At 69.4% G+C, this 19257-nt stretch carries 15 protein-coding genes; 4 read left to right on the forward strand and 11 right to left on the reverse strand.

From position 1 onward, the window contains the following. Positions 1–45: 45 nt before the first annotated feature. On the reverse strand, positions 46–1515 hold the full coding sequence (gene ltrA / locus HNR07_RS23175; protein ID WP_221318691.1) for a group II intron reverse transcriptase/maturase: 1470 nt from the start codon (positions 1513–1515) through the stop codon (positions 46–48). A 743-nt stretch (positions 1516–2258) separates the two neighbouring features. On the opposite strand from ltrA, the gene HNR07_RS23180 reads away from it, so the two are divergent. Beyond that, positions 2259–3023: a transposase family protein gene (locus tag HNR07_RS23180; RefSeq protein WP_184366778.1), complete on the forward strand. Its 765-nt coding sequence runs from the start codon at positions 2259–2261 to the stop codon at positions 3021–3023. A 174-nt stretch (positions 3024–3197) separates the two neighbouring features. On the opposite strand, the gene HNR07_RS23185 is transcribed toward HNR07_RS23180, so the two are convergent. From HNR07_RS23185 to HNR07_RS23195, 3 genes are all read right to left on the reverse strand, one after another. Next, positions 3198–3983 (reverse strand): transposase family protein, encoded by a 786-nt coding sequence (locus HNR07_RS23185; protein WP_184366779.1) that lies wholly within the window; start codon positions 3981–3983, stop codon positions 3198–3200. Between the two features lie 393 nt (positions 3984–4376). Beyond that, entirely contained in the window at positions 4377–5372 is a 996-nt protein-coding gene (locus HNR07_RS23190; RefSeq protein WP_184366780.1) for a carbohydrate kinase family protein, read from the reverse strand. Beyond that, positions 5369–6658, reverse strand: coding sequence for an AGE family epimerase/isomerase (locus HNR07_RS23195; RefSeq protein ID WP_184366781.1), 1290 nt, complete (start codon positions 6656–6658; stop codon positions 5369–5371). Before HNR07_RS23195 ends, HNR07_RS23190 begins: the two co-directional genes overlap by 4 nt. 269 nt (positions 6659–6927) lie before the next feature. Here HNR07_RS23195 and HNR07_RS23200 point away from each other — a divergent pair, with 269 nt between their 5' ends. Further along, positions 6928–8259 carry a cation:proton antiporter gene (locus HNR07_RS23200; RefSeq protein WP_184366782.1) on the forward strand — a complete coding sequence of 444 codons (1332 nt, stop codon included), beginning with the start codon at positions 6928–6930 and terminating at the stop codon, positions 8257–8259. A gap of 98 nt (positions 8260–8357) precedes the next feature. After that, positions 8358–8936, forward strand: a complete 579-nt coding sequence (locus HNR07_RS35930; protein ID WP_312894076.1) for a UBP-type zinc finger domain-containing protein — start codon at positions 8358–8360, stop codon at positions 8934–8936. Positions 8937–8969: 33 nt separating this feature from the next. On the opposite strand, the gene HNR07_RS23215 is transcribed toward HNR07_RS35930, so the two are convergent. From HNR07_RS23215 to HNR07_RS23240, 6 genes are all read right to left on the reverse strand, one after another. Continuing rightward, positions 8970–9791 carry an alpha/beta fold hydrolase gene (locus tag HNR07_RS23215; protein ID WP_184366783.1) on the reverse strand — a complete coding sequence of 274 codons (822 nt, stop codon included), beginning with the start codon at positions 9789–9791 and terminating at the stop codon, positions 8970–8972. Between the two features lie 18 nt (positions 9792–9809). After that, on the reverse strand, positions 9810–11234 hold the full coding sequence (locus HNR07_RS23220) for an acyltransferase family protein (RefSeq protein WP_184366784.1): 1425 nt from the start codon (positions 11232–11234) through the stop codon (positions 9810–9812). A gap of 372 nt (positions 11235–11606) precedes the next feature. Next, complete coding sequence (gene nadE, locus HNR07_RS23225) at positions 11607–12437, reverse strand: ammonia-dependent NAD(+) synthetase (RefSeq protein WP_184366785.1); 831 nt, start codon at positions 12435–12437, stop codon at positions 11607–11609. A gap of 101 nt (positions 12438–12538) precedes the next feature. Next, positions 12539–13123, reverse strand: coding sequence for a putative glycolipid-binding domain-containing protein (locus HNR07_RS23230; protein WP_184366786.1), 585 nt, complete (start codon positions 13121–13123; stop codon positions 12539–12541). Between the two features lie 139 nt (positions 13124–13262). Beyond that, positions 13263–14807, reverse strand: a complete 1545-nt coding sequence (gene putP, locus HNR07_RS23235) for a sodium/proline symporter PutP (RefSeq protein ID WP_184372526.1) — start codon at positions 14805–14807, stop codon at positions 13263–13265. Positions 14808–15130: 323 nt separating this feature from the next. Next, complete coding sequence (locus tag HNR07_RS23240; protein ID WP_184366787.1) at positions 15131–15859, reverse strand: FadR/GntR family transcriptional regulator; 729 nt, start codon at positions 15857–15859, stop codon at positions 15131–15133. Positions 15860–16126: 267 nt separating this feature from the next. Here HNR07_RS23240 and fxsT point away from each other — a divergent pair, with 267 nt between their 5' ends. Further along, positions 16127–18640 carry an FxSxx-COOH system tetratricopeptide repeat protein gene (gene fxsT, locus HNR07_RS23245; RefSeq protein ID WP_184366788.1) on the forward strand — a complete coding sequence of 838 codons (2514 nt, stop codon included), beginning with the start codon at positions 16127–16129 and terminating at the stop codon, positions 18638–18640. 7 nt (positions 18641–18647) lie between these two features. Here the strand turns inward: fxsT and HNR07_RS23250 are convergent, their stop codons facing one another. After that, on the reverse strand, positions 18648–18860 hold the full coding sequence (locus tag HNR07_RS23250; protein WP_184366789.1) for a DUF397 domain-containing protein: 213 nt from the start codon (positions 18858–18860) through the stop codon (positions 18648–18650). Positions 18861–19257 lie beyond the last annotated feature (397 nt).

Genomic DNA, 19257 nt, shown 5'->3' on the forward strand with positions numbered 1-19257 from the left:
GAACCCGCCGTGCGCCTTTCAACGCAACGGGCTCTCCACGGTTCCTCAACAGGTTGCAGGTCGTGTGGTCCACGGGGTGGGAATCGAATACCCCCTGAACCGATACCGGGACACCGTGACGTTGGATGCGCCACGGAAAACAGATCCCTGATAGGCGAGCCGCCACCCACGATCGGTGAACCGCCGCCTCAACTCACGCAGACCAATATTGGAGTGCTTGCGGCGGATCCAAGAAGACAACCTCCACCAGGAAAAGGAATCCACAGTGGAGAACATCTTCTTGGACACACCATGACGGAAGTAGTTCGCCCACCCCCGAACCATCGTGTCCACCTCCGCGATCTTGCGTTCGGTGGCCGTGTTCCGGGTGGGTCTGTTCGTTGCCCGCCGCACCCCGTCCTTGATCGCCTGAACGGATTTCTTAGACGGGATGGTGTAGACGTACCGACGTCGGGTCCCTCTCTTCACCCTGCGGCGAATATGAAACCCGAGGAAATCGAACCCCTGGTCGATATGGACAACCCCGGTTTTCTCCTCGGCCAAGCGCAGCCCTAACGGGGTCAGTACCTGGCTCACCTCTTCTTTCAAGACCTCGGCCCGGTCACGGCTCCCTTGCACCATGATGACGAAGTCATCAGCGTAACGAACCAGTTTCCAGTTACCGATTCCCTTCTGGCGACGAACACGTCTACGGTATGCACTGGTTTCCCATTGCGCTGCGATGTATTCGTCCAGTGCTGACAACGCGATGTTGGCCAGCAACGGTGACAGGATTCCGCCTTGCGGCGTCCCGGTGATGGTCTCCTCTCGATTCCCGGACTGTGTCATCACGCCGGATTTCAAGAACGATTTCACCAGCGCGTTGGTCCGCTTGTCCTTGACCCGTCCTCTCACCCTATCCATCAAAGAGGTGTGATCGATCTCGTCGAAGCACGCTTTGATGTCGGCTTCCAGAACCCAGTGGTGGTTCTTCACCGGTGAGGCGAGGCTGTGGATCTCGGCGATCGCGTCCTGAGCGCGCCGGTTGGGCCGAAAACCATAGGAGCAGGGAAGGAAGTCCGCCTCGAAGACCGGTTCCAGCACCGCTTTCAGTGATGCCTGAACCACTCTGTCGATCACGGTGGGGATCCCCAGCTTGCGCAGCTTCCCGCCCGCTTTGGGGATCGCCACCCGACGTACTTCACTGGGTCGGAATTCCCCGCTTTTGAGCAGGTCGCGCACCTGTTGGAGGAACGCATCCCTTCCGATACGGGATCGGACCATGTGCACGGTGACCCCGTCGACTCCTGCTGTCCTGGCACCTTTGTTCCGGGCGGTGCGTTCGAACGCATCGACCAGGAACGCCGGATCATAGACCAGGTTGAATACGTCATCGAACCTGCGTGAAGAATCCTCCTTCGCCCATTGATGGAGTTTGGTCTGCATCTTCCGTACCCGAAAGTAGGCGGTATCGGAATCCGGCCATACGATCGAAGCTCCGGTGTTCACCGGTGCGTCTTCGGATCTTGCATTCACCTGTGTTCTCCTTGGAATCGCTGCCGCCCTTCGCCATGTGACCGGCTTTCCCGGTCTCGGACTACTACGGCGTCTCCGCCCCACTGGCCTTCTTCGGTGAGCATCGCACCTATCCTTTCCTTTCTCGATGGCATCGAGAAGGGAAGGGAGTGAGGACCGGTGGTTCCCACGTTCGCTGTTCTCCGATCGACGGGCGAGGTACCCGGCTTTACCCCCGCAGTATCGCCCTGGTTACGCCGTAGACCTTCACCAGGGCCTCCCTGCCAGATCTCACATACCGGCTCGGGAGTTTTCCACCACGAGAGAGAACTATGGTCCTCTCCGTTGGTGGATGCGCACTGCTTTCCAGCCCGGATCCACCGGGTTAGAGCTGGCGAAAAATTAGGGGGTTTTATGGCACCGGTTCCTTTCGTATACCGTCCCATCTCGCTAACCGCGGCATGACCCATCCGGTAGTACTGGGCCATCCAGGCATTGTCAGGGCTGCTTCCCGTCCTTGGCGGCGATCTCCGCTTCAGACTGCCCCTTGCTTCACCTTCTCGCTACGACGAGAAGGCGGCGGAGTTGCTTTCACCTCCACTCGGATATGTGTTTGAACAGCGCCTCGTGGCGCACGTGAGCCTTTTTCATCCTGAAGGTGCTGGTCACAGGCTCGCACCGACTACCCGAAACCTCCCCTGACAGCAAGAAGCCCCTGGTAGATGAGTTAACGACCAAGAAAACCAGCCCACCAGAGGCTCCACATGCTTTTCTACCGTGCCGCGCTGCCCCTGTCACGCCGGACCTTGAACCTGGCCGCCCGCACCATCCGCACCCACCGCAAGAACACCGGTTCCCGATGGCGACGCCTGGACCCCGCACAGCAGGCCCTGCTCGTGCTGGTCCATCTGTACAAGGGCGAGACGTTCACCCACCTCGCGGCCGGTTTCGGGGTGGGCACCACAACCGCCTGGCGGTACGTGCGCGAGACCACGGCCCTGCTCGCGAAGCTGGCACCCACCCTGGAGCAGGGGTTGCGCCGCGCACGCCGCACAGGGTGGGGGTATGTGATTGTGGACGGCACGCTCATTGCCTGCGACCGCGTCGCGGCCGACCGCCCGTTCTATTCGGGCAAGCACAAGCGGCACGGCATGAATATCCAGGTCGTCGCGGCCCCGGACGGCGAGCCCTTGTGGACCTCGTGGTCACTCCTGGGCTCGGTGCACGACACCAGAGCCGCACGGGTATGGAGGATCGCCGAGCGCATCGCTGCCGCGGGGCTCCTCGGCTTGGGTGACAAGGGGTACGTGGGGCTCTCGGACGTGGTGTTCTGCCCGTTCAAGGGCCGGGGCAAGCCGCAGTGGAAGAAGGACGCCAACTCCGAGCACGCCAAGCTTCGCGGCCCGGGCGAGCGGGCCATCGCCCAGCTCAAGAACTGGGACGTGCTACGCCGGCTGCGGTGCTGCCCGCGACGGGCCGGTGAGATCACCCGAGCCGTGCTCGCCCTCCAACTCCGAGAAGCAGGATGAAAAGCGCTCAGTGCATGAACCCCGAGACGAAAACAATACCGACTCCGGCGGTAATGAGTCCCCCCACTGCGGCCACTAGCAGAACCCTCTTCACTGAACGACAGACAGCAGACTGACAAAGGCCAGCCCGACAAAGCAGCTATCGACGACCAGCCAACGGCGCGCCATGGAGGCTTATTCATAAGCCTCGAAGTAGCGAGTGAAGAAGTACAGGCCGATGATCACTGACAGGGCCTCGTTGAACTTGGCCAGCGGAGCGCGGTAGCGGGTCTGGAGCATGCGCCAGTTCTTCAGATGGGCGACGGCTCTCTCCACGGCGGCCCGGACGCTGTTGATCACGGTGTTGTTGGCCCGCTGCTCCGGGGAGAGTTCGCCGCCCGGGGGTTTGCGGACCGGTGAGATGTCCACGTGGGCTTGGTAGCCCTTGTCACCCAAAGTGCTGTCCAGATCAAAGATGAGGTCGGCCAGGCCGCTGGCGTAGTAGGCGTGGGCGTCGTGGCGTGATCCTGGTACGGGCACGGGGCCCACGGCGGCGATGTCGCCCGAGGGCGTGCAGGCGATCTGGAGGTTGAAGCCGGTGGTCTGGTGTTTTCCCGAGTACATGCCTTCGGCCGTTTTCCAGTCCCAGGTGGCGGCGAGGGTGCCGTCGACCAGGACGGTCGAGCCGCCTACGGTTGCGTCCGGGGCCAGGACCAGGTCGGCCAGGGTGGCGGCGATGAGGGGGCGGAGCAGGTCCCATCGGCGGCTGACGGTGGCCTGGGAGACATCGAAGAGGGCTCCGGCCAGGTCCTGGGTGAGGTTGTGGCGGTGCAGCGCCACGACGAGCGCGACGGAGGCGTACAGACCGATCGCGGCGGGTCTGCCTCCGGGATGGGTCAGCGGGCCCAGTTGGTGGTGGACACGGGCGGTGAGTTCGGTGAGTTGTTCGGGTGACAGTCCGGTTATACGCTGCAGGTCCAACGGCTTCTTTGCGGGTCTGGTTCGGTCTCTCAACCCCAGATTTCAGCGGAGGAGCCGTTGCTGTGTGCACAGAACGCGAAAACTCACCGCATCTACAGGATGGGTCCTTTCATCGGATGATCGGATTTATCTCTTGTGGAGCTTGTGAATAAGCCTCATGGTAGCACAAAAAGGCACACAAAAGGTGACAAAATAAACACCCAAGGTGACCGCGCGCGTTCCACGGAACCCGCGGACCGCCCTCGAAATGGGCCTTCGCCTTTTTATGAAGAATCCATATAACCAAGAAGTGATAAATGGTTCTCGTGCTTCTTGTCCCGGGGTTCCGCGCTCGCCGGGGACGGGGGCGGCGGGCCGGTCCGCGGCCCATCGCGCCCGCGGCGGCCCGCCCCCTCACCCGTGGTGCGTGCCCGCCTCACCGGACGGGTCCAGACGCAGCTCCTGAGCCGTGGGCGGGTCGGCGCCCTCCCTGGTCACCGTGTGGGCCGCGGCGGTGGCGGCGAAGGACAACAGGGCGGTCAGATCCTTCTCGGCGAGTCCGGCCAGACGGTTCCGGGGTTCGGGGCCCAGACGGTCGTCCAGGTCCAGGCGGCGGAGCAGGGCGCCCATGAAGGAGTCCCCCGCGCCCACCGTGTCCACGACCTCCGCCTCCGGGGCGGGGACCGAGGCCGACGCCCCGTGGGAGAGGGCGAAGGCCCCCTTCGCCCCCAGGGTGACCACGACCAGGGCGGGGCCCAGCGCCGCCAGGGCGCGGGCGGCGTCTTGCGGGCTGCGCCCCGGGTAGAGGAAGGCGAGGTCCTCGTCGCTGGCCTTGACCACGTGGGCCTGGGCGGCGTGGCGCAGGGCCAGGGCTCGGGCCGCGGCCGGGTCGCCGATCACGTCCGGGCGGATGTTCGGGTCGAGGGTGACCGTCACCTGGCCCCGGCCGTGCTCGCGCCGCAGCAGGGCCTCGACGAGGGAGGCCCCCGGCTCCCGGAACAGCGCGATCGAGGCGGCGTGCACCACCCTGACACCCGTCTCGAAGTTCTCCGGGAGCTCGTCTGGCTGCCACCGCCAGTCCGCGGCGTCGTCCATGCGGAAGTCGTACCGCGCCGCCCCGTTCTCGTCCACGGTCGCCAGGGCCAGCGCGGACGGCTCCTCGGCGGAGATCAGGCCGGACGGGTCGAGCCCTTCTGCCAGCAGGCGGTCGCGGATCATCTCACCGAACCCGTCGGAGCCGATGCGCGCCAACAGCCGGGTGGGCAGACCCAGCCGGGCGGCGGCCACCGCCGTGTTGGCCGGGCCGCCGCCGGGGGCCGCACGCAGGACGTCGGGGCCGTGCCGGGAGGGCAGTAGGTCCATGACGTTCTCCCCGACCACCACGAGCCGTGCGGGAACCTGGTCGCTCACGCGACACCCCCGTCGTTGCCGGCGGCGGACAGGGCCGCCGCGATCGAGGGCGCCAAACCCACCTGGGGCAGGAGTGTGGCCTGGTAGGCGTGGTAGACATCCGGTTTACCCGCCCACACCGAGCCCGACGGCTGGTTCGCGGGGTCGAGTTCGTGCCGCCAGCTACCGTGCTCGCGGTCCACGTGGAAGCGGTCGGCGTAGGACCACCAGCGGTCGTAGTGCTCGGTGTAGGCCGGGTCGCCGGTGCGCCGGGCCAGCGCCCACGCCGCCATGGTGGCCTCGGCGACCACCCAGTGCATGCGCTGGCGTACCACCGGCTCGTCCTGCCAGTCCAGGGTGTAGGCGAACCCCTCCGCGCCGTCCACGTCCCAGCCGCGCCGGACGGCGTTGGCGAAGAGCTGTTCGGCGTCGGTGCGCAGCCAGGCGGGGGCGGCCTGGCCCGCGCGCTCCAGGGCGAGTTCGAGGTGCACGAGCAGGCGGGCCCACTCCAGCAGGTGGCCGGTGGTGCTCCCGAAGGGCCGGAAGGGGTGGTCGGGCTGGTCCCGGTTGTAGTCCGGGACCGGCCGCCAGTCCGGGGTGAAGTGCTCGGGCAGGCGCCAGTCGTGCGCGGCGGCCACCCCGTGCACCAGGCGTTCGGCGATGGCCAGGGCCCGCCGCGTCCAGCGGAGGTCACCGGTGGCGTCGGCCGCGGCCAGGAGCGCTTCCACCCAGTGCATGGCGCTGTTGGCGCCGCGGTAGGGCTCGGTGACGGTCCAGTCGGCGTCCCAGCTCTCCCGGACGCAGGCCGCTTCCTCCTCCCAGAAGCGTTCGTCGAACACGGTCAGGGCACGGTTGAGCAGCTCACGCGCGCCGGGCCGGGCGGCGATGACGGCCGACGACGCGGCCAGGACCACGAACGAGTGCGGGTAGGCGGACTTGCGCGGCAGGGCTTTTCCGCCCCCTGCCTGGGAGCGCTCCCGAATCGCGGCCGCGCCCCCTCCCCCGGGCGCCTCGTCGAACCAACCCCCCAGCTCAACGTCGTACAGCGGCCCGAACAGCGCGGCCAGGCCGTGGTCGGCCAGATCCACCGCTCCCGGGTCGCCGCGCAGGTGCGCCAGGGAGAACACGTGCGTCATGCGCGCGGTGATCCAGGTCTCGGTCGGGCGGTCGGGTTCCACTCCGCCCCTGGCGTCCAGCCAACCGAAGCCGTCGGGGACCAAGGCCCCCGCGGCGAAACCGGCCAGGCGCCGCTCCTCGGCCCCCAGCCAGGCGGGATCGCCGGGGAGCGGATGTGTCGATGCGGTCAAACCAGTGCCTCCTCGGGAGTCGTTGCGCGCGTAACCGTATCCCGCGCCCCTCCGTCCGGGAAAGGCCGGAGAGCCCCGTCGCGGCGGACTCCGCCAGGCCCGGAGCCGCACGTGACGTTCATGACGATATATCTTGATCTGTTGCTGCGGCTTCCCGCCGATGATTCGGTCTGACCAGGTCAGAACGGCAACACCCCGTATCCTCTCTGCCCTCACCAGCGTCGCGGCGCATCCGCCCCACACCACCGGGAACGTTCAGGAGACAGACAATGATGCTCGCTGCGGGGGAGACCCCCGTATACCTAGGCCCCATCGTGGCCCTGCTCGTCGCGGCAGGGCTCATCGGGGCGCTCTTCGTCCGGTTGAAGGTCGTGCCCATCGTGGGCTTCCTCCTGGCCGGCGTCCTCATCGGCCCGCACCAGCTGGGAGTGGTCGCGGACGAGAGCCAGGTGGAGGCCGCTGCCGAGATCGGGGTCATGCTCCTCCTGTTCACCATCGGCGTGGAGTTCTCCATCGAACGCCTCGCCAGGATCAAGAAGTTCGTGCTCGGCGGCGGAACGGTCCAGGTGCTGCTGACCACCGCCGTCGTGACGGTACTCTGCGTGCTGTTCGGGGTCGACTGGCGGATCGGAGTCTTCACCGGATTCCTCGTCGCCCTCTCCTCCACGGCGATCGTACTGAAGGTGGTCGCGGCGAAGGGCATCACGCAACAGCCGGTCGGCCAGGCCTCGGTCGGCACCCTCATCCTCCAGGACCTCGCCATCATCGTGATGGTCCTGCTGATCCCGATCCTGGGCGGGCAGAGCGAGGGTGTCTGGGGCATCATCCAGGCCCTGGGGACCGCGGCGCTGGTCCTGACCGCCGTGATCGTCGTCGCCCGTAAGGTGATGCCCCCGCTGCTGGAGCGGGTGGCACGTCTGTGCTCCCCCGAGATCTTCCTGCTGTCCATCGTCGCCATCGCCCTGGGCGTGGCCTACCTGACCTCTCTGGCCGGGGTGAGCGACGCGCTGGGGGCCTTCCTCGCCGGCATGGTGCTGAGCGAGTCCCGGCACAGCGCCCACGCGCTGAGCGAGATCATGCCGCTCCAGATGATCTTCAGCGCGGTCTTCTTCGTGTCCATCGGCATGATGCTCGACATCGCCGTGTTGGCCCAGCTGTGGTGGATGGTCCTGCTGACCGCGATCGCCGTCGTGGTCATCAAGGTGGCCACCGCCTACACGGCGGTCTCCGTTCTCCGGGTCGGCGCGCCGACGGCGATGGGAGCGGCCTTCCTCCTGGCCCAGATCGGCGAGTTCTCCTTCGTCCTCCAGCAGGTGGGAGCCGAGTACGGGCTCAGCCCGGCCGGACTGGGCGCCGACGGGGACCAGCTCCTCGTGGCCGTCACCGTGGTCCTCATGACCGCCACGCCCGCCCTCGGCGCCCTCGGCGAGCACATCACCAAGCGGATGGGACAACGGCCGGCCCCTCCGCAGACGGGGACGGCCGGGGGCACGTCGACGCGAGGGAGCACAGCGACACACGGGACCGCGTCCTGGTCTCCGGTTGGGGCCCGGTGGCCCGCAACCTCTCCGCCTACCTGCGGTCGAACGGCGTCCCGGTGACGGTGACGACGCTCAACCCGGACCTGGCCGCCTAGGCCGAGGCGGAGGGGCACACGGTCGTCCGGGGGGAGGCCACGAAGGCGAGCGTCCTCCACGAGATCGACATGGCACGGGTGAGGCTGATCGTGATCTCCGAGAACACGGCGGAGGAGGCCACCCACACCGCCCACATCCTGAACGGGGTCGCACCAGGAGTCCCGATCGTGGTGCGGCCGGTGGACTCCCCGGACGTCCCCGGCCTGTACGAGGCGCACGCCGCCCGGGTGGTGGACACCCAGCGCGCGGTCACCGAGCCGCTGGGGCGCGCGGTCCTGGACCTGCTCGGCATCGGCCGCACCAGAGAACACCACCCCGACCCCACCGTGATGTCCCTCTTCGCCCCGGCCCCCGGCTCCTCCTGTGCGCACACGGAGAACCTCCAGCCCGTGCTGCCGAAGAGCCCCGGCTGCACCGAATGCCTGCGGCAGGGCAGGCGGGACTGGGTCCACCTGCGGTTGTGCGCCGGCTGCGGTTTCGTGGGCTGCTGCGACGCCTCCCCCGGCAGGCACGCGCGCGTCCACGCCGAGGACGCCGGGCACCCGGTCGTGACGTCCGCGGAACCCGGTGAGAGCTGGGGCTGGTGCTACCTGGACTCGGTCACGATCGAGCCGGACCGGGCCGAAGCCGGCGGGGCGTGATCCCGAGGGGGTGAGCGCGGCCCGGTGCGGCGCTCACCCCCTCGGAGCCGTCCTGGCCCCCCGGTCCGCGGCGCGGCAGGTCCAGCGGATGTGCTCGGCGACGGTGCGGGGGTCGTCCGCCATCGGGATGTGCCCGGACCCGAGCAGGGACACCATGCGCGCGTTGGGCACCCGCTGGTGCGCGTGCTCGGCGCTGGAGGGCAGCAGCGTCCGGTCCCGGTCGCCCCAGGCGATGGTGACCGGGCAGGGGATCGGCCGCGGGGTGAAGTCGTAGTCGGCGATCCTGGGCACCATCCGCACATAGGGCGCGCCCGGTTCGAGCCCTCGCACACCGAACCGGGTCGCCTTGGCCTCCGGCGAGGAGGGGTCGCCGCGCAGGGCGAGCCGGGCCGCGGCCCGCGCGGGCGGGGTGTCGGCGAGCCGTTCCTTGACCGGCATCGGGATGCGGGTGGCGAGGTTGGCCATCAGGCCCACCGTGCGCATGCCCCAGCGGGCGAGATTGTCCGAGAACCCGGCCGGGGAGAACACCGTCACCGAGCCCGCGACCCCCTGGACCCCGAGTTCCAGGGCGATGGAGCCGCCCAGGGAGTTGCCCGCCAGGTGCGGGTTCTCCAGGCCGTGCAGCTCGCAGAACTCCCGGATGACCCGCACGAGGCTGTGCACGTCGTAGGGTTCGTCCCGCTCCGGGGCCGGGGACGCCCCGAACCCCGGCAGGTCCACGCTGACGACCTCGTAGTCGTCGGCCAGCCGGGGCGACACGGCCCGCCAGCACTGTCTGCGGTCACCCAGCCCGTGCAGGAGCACCACGGGGCGGCCGCTGCCGTGTCGGTCGTAGGCGATGCGTCTGGGGTCCATTCCACCGGTCTACCCGAGCTATGCGCTCCGGCCGCCGATCCGAGCCACGAAACTAGACAACAGGTGCACCCAGCTTGACCCTTCGGCCGACCCTCCGGCGGAGCCGTCCACACGCTCGGGGCGGAGCCGCGGGGCCGCGGTCAGCAGCAGGCCCGACACCACGGCCACCAGGCCCAGCACCGGGGCCAGACCGAAGCCCAGACCGGCCACCGTCAGGGCCAGCAGGCCTCCGCCGATCAGCGCCGCGGCGGCCAGCACCCGGATCGGGCCCGGGTCGCCCCGCAGAACCTTCGGCGGGTTCTCGAACCGCACCGCCCAGTGGGCCAGCGGCAGCAGCAGCGGCAGCAGGACCGCCACACCGAGCACGCCCCACAGCAGCCACAGCCCGGTCATCGGGTCGGGCGTGTCGATCCCCAGGCCGTACACCACGACCCCGGCGACGATGGTGATCGGCAGCATGTGCCACAGGTACACGGTCATCAGCTGCGGGGAGACCCGGTCCAGCATGCGCGCCGGTCCGGGCCGGTCCGACCACGCGGCGATCCGGTCCCGCAGCAGCACCGCGATACCCACCTGGACCGCGCCCAGCGCCGCCAGCACCAGGGTCGGCGGGGCCACGTTCGAGGTCTCGGCGGCGAACACGCCGGTCATGTTCAGCGAGTAGGGGCCCGCGTAGACCAGGACCACCGCGACCGCGGCGCCGACCGCGATCATCCACCCCGTGTGGGCCCGGCGGATCGTGCCGGTCGCGTAGTGGAAACCGAGCTGGTGCACGGCCAACCAGACGAACGCCACGTTCAGGAAGCCGAACGCGTCCACCCCGAACCCGTACCGGCTCAGGTCGACGAGGGCGGCACCGGTGAGCAGCGCGGCCGGAACCCACCAGCCGAACCTCTCCTGGGCGGCCACCAGCACCGGCGTCGCCACGACCACCAGCACGTAGGCGGCCAGGAACCACAGCACCATGCCCGCGGCGCCCGCACCGATCAGGACGGGCTGCACCGGGGTGCCGCCCAGGACCGCGATGTGGGAGGCGAGGATCCACACCACGGCGAGCGGGACCACCGGCCAGGCCAGTCTCCGCAGCCGCTTGGCCCACCAGACCGAGGCCTTCTCACCCCGGGCCGAGGCCGAGCGCCAGCTGATCAGGTTGGCGGCGCCGCCCACGAAGAAGATCAGTGGCATGACCTGGGAGACCCAGGTGAGCGCGAACCCGCCCGGGGTGCTCAGGACGCTGGTCGCCGCGAGCTCGCCCTCGGGCTGCACGGTCAGCACCGGCAGCCACCAGTGCTGGACGACCACCAGGACCATGACGAACAAACGCAGGGCGTCGAGGAAGCGGTCACGACCGACCACCGGTTTCGGCACGGCGCGTACCGGAGCCTTGACGAGGGCCGTGGTCGGCGGTCGGTCCCCGCCGGTGGGCTCGACGGTCAGGGTCATAGAGTTGTCGCTCCTTGGTCTTCCCGGTCTCTGGGAGGCGGCCGGGCACACGGCGGTGCTCAGGCCTCGGTGACCGGGCTGTGCTGACCCATTGGGGGTTTCGACACGTTTCCCGGCGTCTGCCCTGTTCACGGGCGTTCACCGGCACGGGTCCCGAGTGGTGACGCGTCGCTGTTAACGACCCTAGGCGCGGGGTCAAGCGGTCGCGAGGGCGCTGGGTACCCTCTCGTCCCGGCGGCCTGCCCACCCCTGGAAGGTGGTGCCTGCACTACCGGGTCCCCTGGTTCGCCTGTGGTGCGGGGGTTCCCGCCGCCCCGGCAGTGGCCTGGGCCGACGCGGCGGGGTCAGCACGCGGTGATCGGAGTGCGCCGATCAGGGCGCGGTGGGCAGTGCGCGCTTGTGAGCGGTGACACGGTAGCGGTCGACGAGGGTGCGCGTCACATGGTCGGAGACGGGCAGGCCCTCCAGGAAGTCGTCGATCTGCTCGTAGGTCAGACCCAGCGCGTCCTCGTCGGGCTTTTGCGGGGTGAGCGTCTCCAGGTCGGCCGTGGGCACCTTGTGCACCAGGTCCTCCGGGGCACCGAGCTCGGCGGCGACCGCGCGCACCCGGCGCTTGGTCAGGCCGGTCAGGGGCACCAGGTCCGCCCCGCCGTCGCCGTACTTGGTGAAGAACCCCGTGACCGCCTCGGCGGCGTGGTCGGTACCGACCACCAGGCCGCCCAGTCCGCCCGCGACCGCGTACTGGGCGATCATCCGCTGCCGGGCCTTGATGTTGCCGACCACGAAGTCCTCGGCGGCGGCGTCCTCGTAGGTCATGCCGCCCTCGCCGAGGGAGGCCGCCATGGCGTCGGTGGCCGGACGCACGTCCACGGTCAGGCAGCGGTCCGGAGCGCCGAACTCCACGGCCCGGGCGGCGTCCTTCTCGTCCTTCTGAACCCCGTAGGGCAGGCGCATGGCCACGTACTCGGCCTCGTGCCCGCTCTCGCAGGCCCGGTCGACGGCCAGGCGGCACAGGCGACCGGCGGTGAGCGAGTCCACGCCACCGCTGATCCCCAGGACCAGCGCGCGGGCGCCGGTCGTGGTGAGTCTCTCGGCGAGGAAGGCCACGCGGCGCTCGATCTCGGCCGCGGCGTCGAAGTGCTCGGGGACTTCGAGGTCGCGGATGATCTCGCGGCGTTCCTGGCTCAGCTCGGTCTCGGTCACGTGCGCTCCCTGCGTGTGGTGCGTGTGCCCCCCGATTATGACCTGTGCCGGGGAGGGAACAGGACTCCGGCCTCCGGGCACAGCGGCTCCCGGTTCAGGGATCAGGGCTCCGAGCGCAGTCTTCGGGCGAACCGCTCGTAGTCCACCACCAGGCCGTCGCCGTCCACGGACAGCCGGTACTCGCCGTGCAGGGGGTCCCGGTAGGTGTACAGCTCCAGGCCGGCCTCGGCCGGGTGGCGGGTGTAGCGCTGGCGGACGCGGCGGATGCGCAGGGAGGGGATGTCGATCCACGCGACCGCGATGTCCCGGTGCTCCCCGGGCCGCAGGCCCAACCGCCGGATCGGGAGGGTGTTGGTGAGGGGGGTGGCCGCGACGTCCACGTCCAGGCAGCCCACCAGTTCGGCGAGGGGGTTGCCGTGGGCGTCGGCCCAGTGGCCGTCCTGCGCCCGGAGGGTGACCGATTCCAGACCGGAGGCGGAGAGCACCTCGGCGCGGACCTCCCGGGTCGTCCAGGCCAGGTCCGTACGGACCGTGAAACGCGTGAAGAAGCGCTCCTCCCCCTCCACCACGGTCTCCCCCGCCTCCAGCCGGTGGCCGTCCGGTTCGGGCAGGAGCGCGCCGAGCCCCAACCCCTCGGGGACGTCGATGCGGGTCCAGGCGGCGGGGTGTTCCGTCAGTGACGACATGTCACCGTTCTACCGCTACGAGCACCGGGGACGCCAGGGCGCGAGCGTGCCCGTGCCGAACACGACACGGGCACGGCAGGCCGTTCACCACAGGGTCCGCGGCTCGCCCCTGGTGAGCCGCGGACCCTGTCCGGCGGAGTCAGGAAGCCTGCTTGGCCTCCTCGATCTCACGGACGACCTTGTCGAAGTCATCCGCCATCTGCGGGCTGACCCGACCCATCCCGTTGAGGGCGAAGATCGCGACGAAGCTCAGCAGGATGGCCGGGAGCATCGCGTACAGGCCGATGCCCAGGTAGGCGCTGTCGACGATGTCCCAGATGATCGCGGTGGCGCCACCGGCGATCATGCCGGCGAGCGCACCGACCCAGGTCATCCGCTTCCAGAACAGCGCCAGCAGCAGGACAGGCCCGAAGCCCGCACCGAAGCCCGCCCAGGCGTATCCGACCAGATCCATGACGGACTGGTTGCCCCACAGCGCCACACAGGCGGCGATCACGGCGACGGCGACCACCGTGCCGCGGCTGATCCAGAGCAGCGACCGGGGCGCGGCGTCCTTGTCGACGAAGGCCTTGTAGCCGTCCTCGGTGAGCGCCGACGCGGCCACCAGGAGCTGGGAGTCGGCGGTGCTCATCACCGCGGCCAGGATGGCGGCCAGGAGGAGACCGGCCACCAACGGGTGCGTCAGGGCCTCGATCAGGCGCGGGAAGACCTGTTCCGGGGAGTCGAGCGGGGTGTCGAAGTAGGCGATGCCGATGAAGCCGACCAGGACGGCCAGGGCCATCGCGGAGACCGCCCAGGCCACACTGACGAACCCGGCCCTGGGGATGTCCGTCACCGAGCGGATGCCCATGAAGCGGGCCAGGATGTGCGGCTGGCCGAAGTAGCCGAAGCCCCATGCCAGGCCGGAGACGATGACGACCCAGCCCAGGGTCTCGGTGCTGACCCAGGCACCGGCGTCGCCGTCCAGGGACATGCCCCCCATGGCGGACAGGAGGCCGTCGCCCTTGTCCGTGACCCCTTCCGCGAGACCGCCGAGCCCGCCCATGGCGGTGATGGCCAGCACCGGGACCACCAACAGGGCGGCCCACATCATGACGGCCTGGATCACGTCCGTGTAGGAGACGGCCAGGAACCCGCCGAGCACCGTGTAGAGCACGACGATGCTGACGCCGATCGCGATGGCGGGGGCCGGGTCCAGACCGAAGACCTGGTCGAAGAGGGCCGCCATGGCCACGAGGCCGGACGCGACGTAGAAGAAGTAGAAGACGATGATGAGGACGGCCGAGACAGCGCGCAGGGAACGGGACCGGTCCTCGAAGCGGTTCTCCAGGAACGAGGAGAGCGTCAGCGAATCGGACTCGCCTCCGGAGCGGGAGTCGGTGACCCTCTCGGTGTAGACCCGAAGACGCGGGGCGATGAGGATCCAGCTGCCGGCGAACCCCGCCGCCAACCCGACCGCGATCCAGGCCTCACCGAGGCCGGAGACGTAGATGGCGCCCGGCAGGCCCAGGAGCAGCCAACCGCTGAAGTCGCTGGCGTTCGCGCTCAGTCCGGCCACCCAGCTGTTGAGCTGCCGTCCGCCGAGCACGAAGTCGGACTGCGAGACGGTCCGCCGGTAGACCCACAGTCCGATGGCCACCATGACGACGAGGTACACGCCGAACGTTGCGACTGACGCGAGCATGGAGTTGTTCACCAGTCCCCTCCTTTCTTTCGAAGCGCGTGATCTGAGCCTTACGCGCAGTTTGTCCAGAGGAGGCCGATCATCACTCCCCGCAATCCGGATCACAATGCCCTGTGCGCGGAAAAACACCCTTTTGAGACCCGGCCGAGTTCTTGACCAGGCACTATTGGCCGATAGGCCATCACCGCGAGGGCCCGCTTGCCTGATCGGACATACGTTACGTCCCGTGATCGGATGTGTTTCGCAGGACGAGACGCCGATGGTCCGGGACGGAGCCGCCCGGAATTGCTCCGGCGCTGTCACCCCGCGGGCGCCCGGAGGGATCAGCCGAGCAGTTCCCGCAGCCGCCGCTCCGCACCATCCAGATGTTCGCCCAGCGCCCGCCGCGCCGCCTCCGGATCGCGTTCGCGCACGGCGCGGACGATCCGGCGGTGCTCGCCGTCGCTGGCCGCCAGCCCAGCCTCGGACAGCGGCACCACGTCCATGAGCTGGTTGATCCGCATCCGCACGTCCGTGAGCGCGGCGGCCATCCGCGTGGAACCGGTCAGCTGGGCCAGGGTGATGTGGAAGACGGTGTCGCAGCGCCGGTAGTCGGCGGCCCCGGCCTCGGACGCCACGCCCGCGCGCCGGTCCAGGAGGTCGCCCTGGGCTCCGGTGAGTCCGGTCTCGGCCAGCCGGACCACGGCGCCCGTCTCCAGTCCGCGCCGGAAGGCGAGGAGGTCCTCCAGGGCGGTGCCGGTCTCGCTGAGCTCGCGGCGCGCCTCCTCCGGGGTGGGCCTGGGCGGCAGTTCCGCGACGAACGTGCCGCCGCTGCGGCCGCGCCGGGACTCGACGTACCCCTGGCGCTGGAGGAGGCGGATCGCCTCGCGCAGGGTGATGCGGCTGACGCCCAGACGGGCGGCCAGGTCGCGTTCGGCGGGGAAACGGGCGCCCGCCGGGACGACGCCGAGTCTGATGGCGGACATCAGCCGCTCGACGGTGACCTCCAGGGCGTTACCGGCCTGGACCGGGCGGAAGACAGCCTCGGCCGCGGGATCACAGGTTGGGACCACGGGGCCAGCTTAGGGCGTGTTCGGCACCCTCGCCCGGAAAAGACCGATCACGGGCTATCGACACGGCGCCGAGGCAGAACCTAGCCTGGAAAGCGGGCCCTGCCCTGACCAGGAAGGGTTCCCCATCGCTCCCCAGGGCCGTTCGCGCCCCGCCTCCCTTCCTCCGCCGCTCCGTCACCGTCCGAGAGCACCAGGTGAACGGTCTTGACGTCAGGGCCCACGGCCCCGGGCCCGACCTCACCGCCGCACGAGAAAGCTGGTGGACCGATGACGACCGGACCCGGCCGCCCCCGACGGGGGGAGCACGAGCTCCTTCCGGTCACCGGCGGGGTTCCCCGCGCCGACCCGCACTTCACCGGACGCGAGGCCGCCCTGGAGCGGATCCACGACTTCCTCGGCTCCCGTCCCGGCGCGCGCTTCCTGATCAGCGGCGGCAACGGTGTCGGCAAGAGCCGCATCGCCGCCGAGTACGCGTACCGCCACGCGCGTGAGTACGACCTCATCTGGTGGATCCCCGCCGCCACCGACATCGAGACGCACCGCGCCTACCTGCGCCTGGCCGAGCACCTCGGGCTGCCGGTCTCCTACGAGCACGTCCCCCGCACCGTGCAGTCCGTGCGAAGGGAGCTCTCCGAACGCGCCGACCTCGGATCCTGGCTGCTGGTGTTCGACGACGTCGTGGACGCGCAGGCCCTGGCCAGCGAGTACTTCCCGCACAGCGGCGGGCACATCATCGTCACCTCCCGGCACCACCGCTGGCTGCCCCGGGGGCAGGGCGGGCAGCGCTTCGACGGACAGGTGGTCCCCCGGCTGACCACCGCCGAGAGCCTCTCCCTGCTGCGCCGGATCTGCCCCGAGCGGCTGGAGCCCCCGGGTGACGGCGAGCGCCTCGCCGAGCTGCTCGAACACCTGCCCCTGGCGCTCAGCCAGGTCGGCGCGTTCCTGCGGGAGTCCGCCATGCCAACCGGCGACTTCCTCGATCTGTTCGAGGAGCGCTACGACGCGATGCTCTGGCAGATGGGGGCGGAGGACGACCACACCGCCCCGCTGCGGGTGGCCTGGAGCATCCAGGCCGAGCACATGCTGGAGGGGGCCGACGAGCGGGAGCGGGAGACCGGGCGGGTGGCCCTGGAGCTCGTCCGGCTCTGCGCTTTCTTCGCGCCCCTTCCGCTCTCCCGGGGCCTCTTCCACCGGACCGACGGCGCCGTGCTCGACCGGGCCCTGGAGTACATGCGCCGGCACGACCTGGCCTTCTTCGACGACCGGAACGACGCCTTCCAGCTGCACGAGCTGTTCCAGTCCGTGGTGCGCGACTCGCTCACCATGGCGGAGCGGGTGCACCACCGGAACCTGGCCCACCTGGTCCTGGCGGACAACGCCCCGGAGGGACCCACCGACCCGGCCCACCGCGCCGCCTACCTGTCCCTGTACACGCACGTGAAGGCCTCGCACGCCTGGACCAGCCGGGACCCGCGGGTGCGCGCCATGGTGCTCAACGTGGTCGACTTCCTCACCGAGGTCGGCAACTACTCGGACGCGACCAGCCTGCTCGGGCAGGCCGTCAACGTCTGGCTCGACGACCCGAGCATGCTCCTGCACGCCCGGCTGCGGCGCAACAAGATCCGGCGTATCCACGGTGAGTACGTCACCGCGCTGGAGGAAGCCAGGAGCATCCACGCCGAACAGGTCGAGCGGGCCGGACCCGACAGCGACGAGACCCTGGAGGCGCTCCGGGCGGTCGCCATCTCACTGAGCGGCCTGGCCCGGTTCCAGGAGGCCGGGCAGCTGTTCCGCGACATCCTGGAGCAGCGGCGCGAACGGCACTCCGCCGCCGACCGGCGCACCTTGGAGGCGGCGCACGACTACGGGCAGGCCTTGCAGGAGCAGGGCCGGTTCGAGGAGGCGCTGGCCATGGACCAGAGCACCCTGGCGGGGCGCCGCGCCCTGCTCGGGCCGGACGACGTGCAGACGCTGCGCACGGGACTGTCCCTGGGCCTGAACCTGATCCTGCTGGGCCGGTTGGACGAGGCCCGGAAACAGCTCACGGAGTGCATGGAGCGGTTCGAGACCGCCGCTGAGCCCGACAGTCCGCACGCGCTTCAGGGGATGCTGTTCCTGTCCGTGGCGCACCGGCGGCTCGGGGATCCGGAGCGGGCGCTGGAGCTGGCCAACCGGGCTCTGGTCCGGTACCGGCGCAAACACCCCTCGACCGTCCGGCAGGTGCTGTACTGCCGGGTCATCCGCATGGTGTCGCTGGTGCGGGCGGGTTCCCTGGACGAGGCGCTGCGCGAGGTGGACGACCTGATGCCGCCGCTGGACGAGCGCTACCCCGCGGAGCACCCGTTCCCGGCCGCGGCCCGGCTCAGCATGGGCATCGTCCTACGGGCCGCGGGGCGCCACACCGAGGCGCTCGAACGCGACCAGGAAGGGCTGGAGCGACTGCTGCGGATCTACGGTCCGGGGTCGTTCAGCACCCTGCCCGCCGCGCTCAACGTGGCCACCGACCTGTACCGCCTGGGCCGGTTCCGCGAGGCGGGGGACCTGGAGGCCATGACGGAGGCGGACTGCCGTCACCGGCTGCCCGCCGACCATCCGATCCTCCTGACAGCACGCCGGAACCACCTGGTCAGCCGACATGCCGGGGGTGAGGACGTGAGCGAGGAATGGGACCGGCTACGCGCGGAATTCGCCGAACGCTTCGGCGGCGAGCACCCCGGGACGGTGTCCATGTCCTCGTTCACCCGTCAGGACTGCGACGTGTTCCCCGTCGCGCCCCTGTGAGGGAGCCTCAGAACGATCCCTTGGAAACCGCGAGAAAGGTGCTCCACTCGCGGTTGTCGAAGCCCAGCCGGGCGTCCTCGGGATGCACCGAGTCACGGAAGAACGACTCCCCTGACTTCAGGTTGAGAACCTCACAGCAGGCCCCGATGTCATAGGAGTACTGCGACTTGCGCCACCGGCCGAAGAAGGCCTGAGATTCCCCCGCGCGCATTTCGGTCATGTTCTTGTCCTGATCTGTCAACGTTGACTTCGGGCTACTTCAAGCACACCGAATCGGGGCCCCGACCGCACTGGACACAGCGATGACATGGCAGGTCAGAGCCCGAATACACGAGACGCGGAGGCGCCCGCGCACGACACGGCGCGAAGCACAGGGGGAACGCTAGCGCACTCCAGCCCCACAGGGCGATGCCTCGGCCGGGCACGGCTCACGAATTTACTTGATCGTTTTCCTTGGCGGCCGGAAAAGACCGCCGACTGGAGGCGGGCGCATTTCGAAGAGGCACGTGACTCCGCTTTCGTGCCCGTTTGTCGGCATTCACAAAGGTAGGTTCTTTGACAGCGCAGCGGAGACGTGGTTCTCCCCTCCGGTCCCCGCCACACTCCCGTTACTCCCG

Origin of the sequence: Nocardiopsis metallicus (assembly GCF_014201115.1) — a bacterium.
GTDB classification, from domain to species: domain Bacteria; phylum Actinomycetota; class Actinomycetes; order Streptosporangiales; family Streptosporangiaceae; genus Nocardiopsis; species Nocardiopsis metallicus.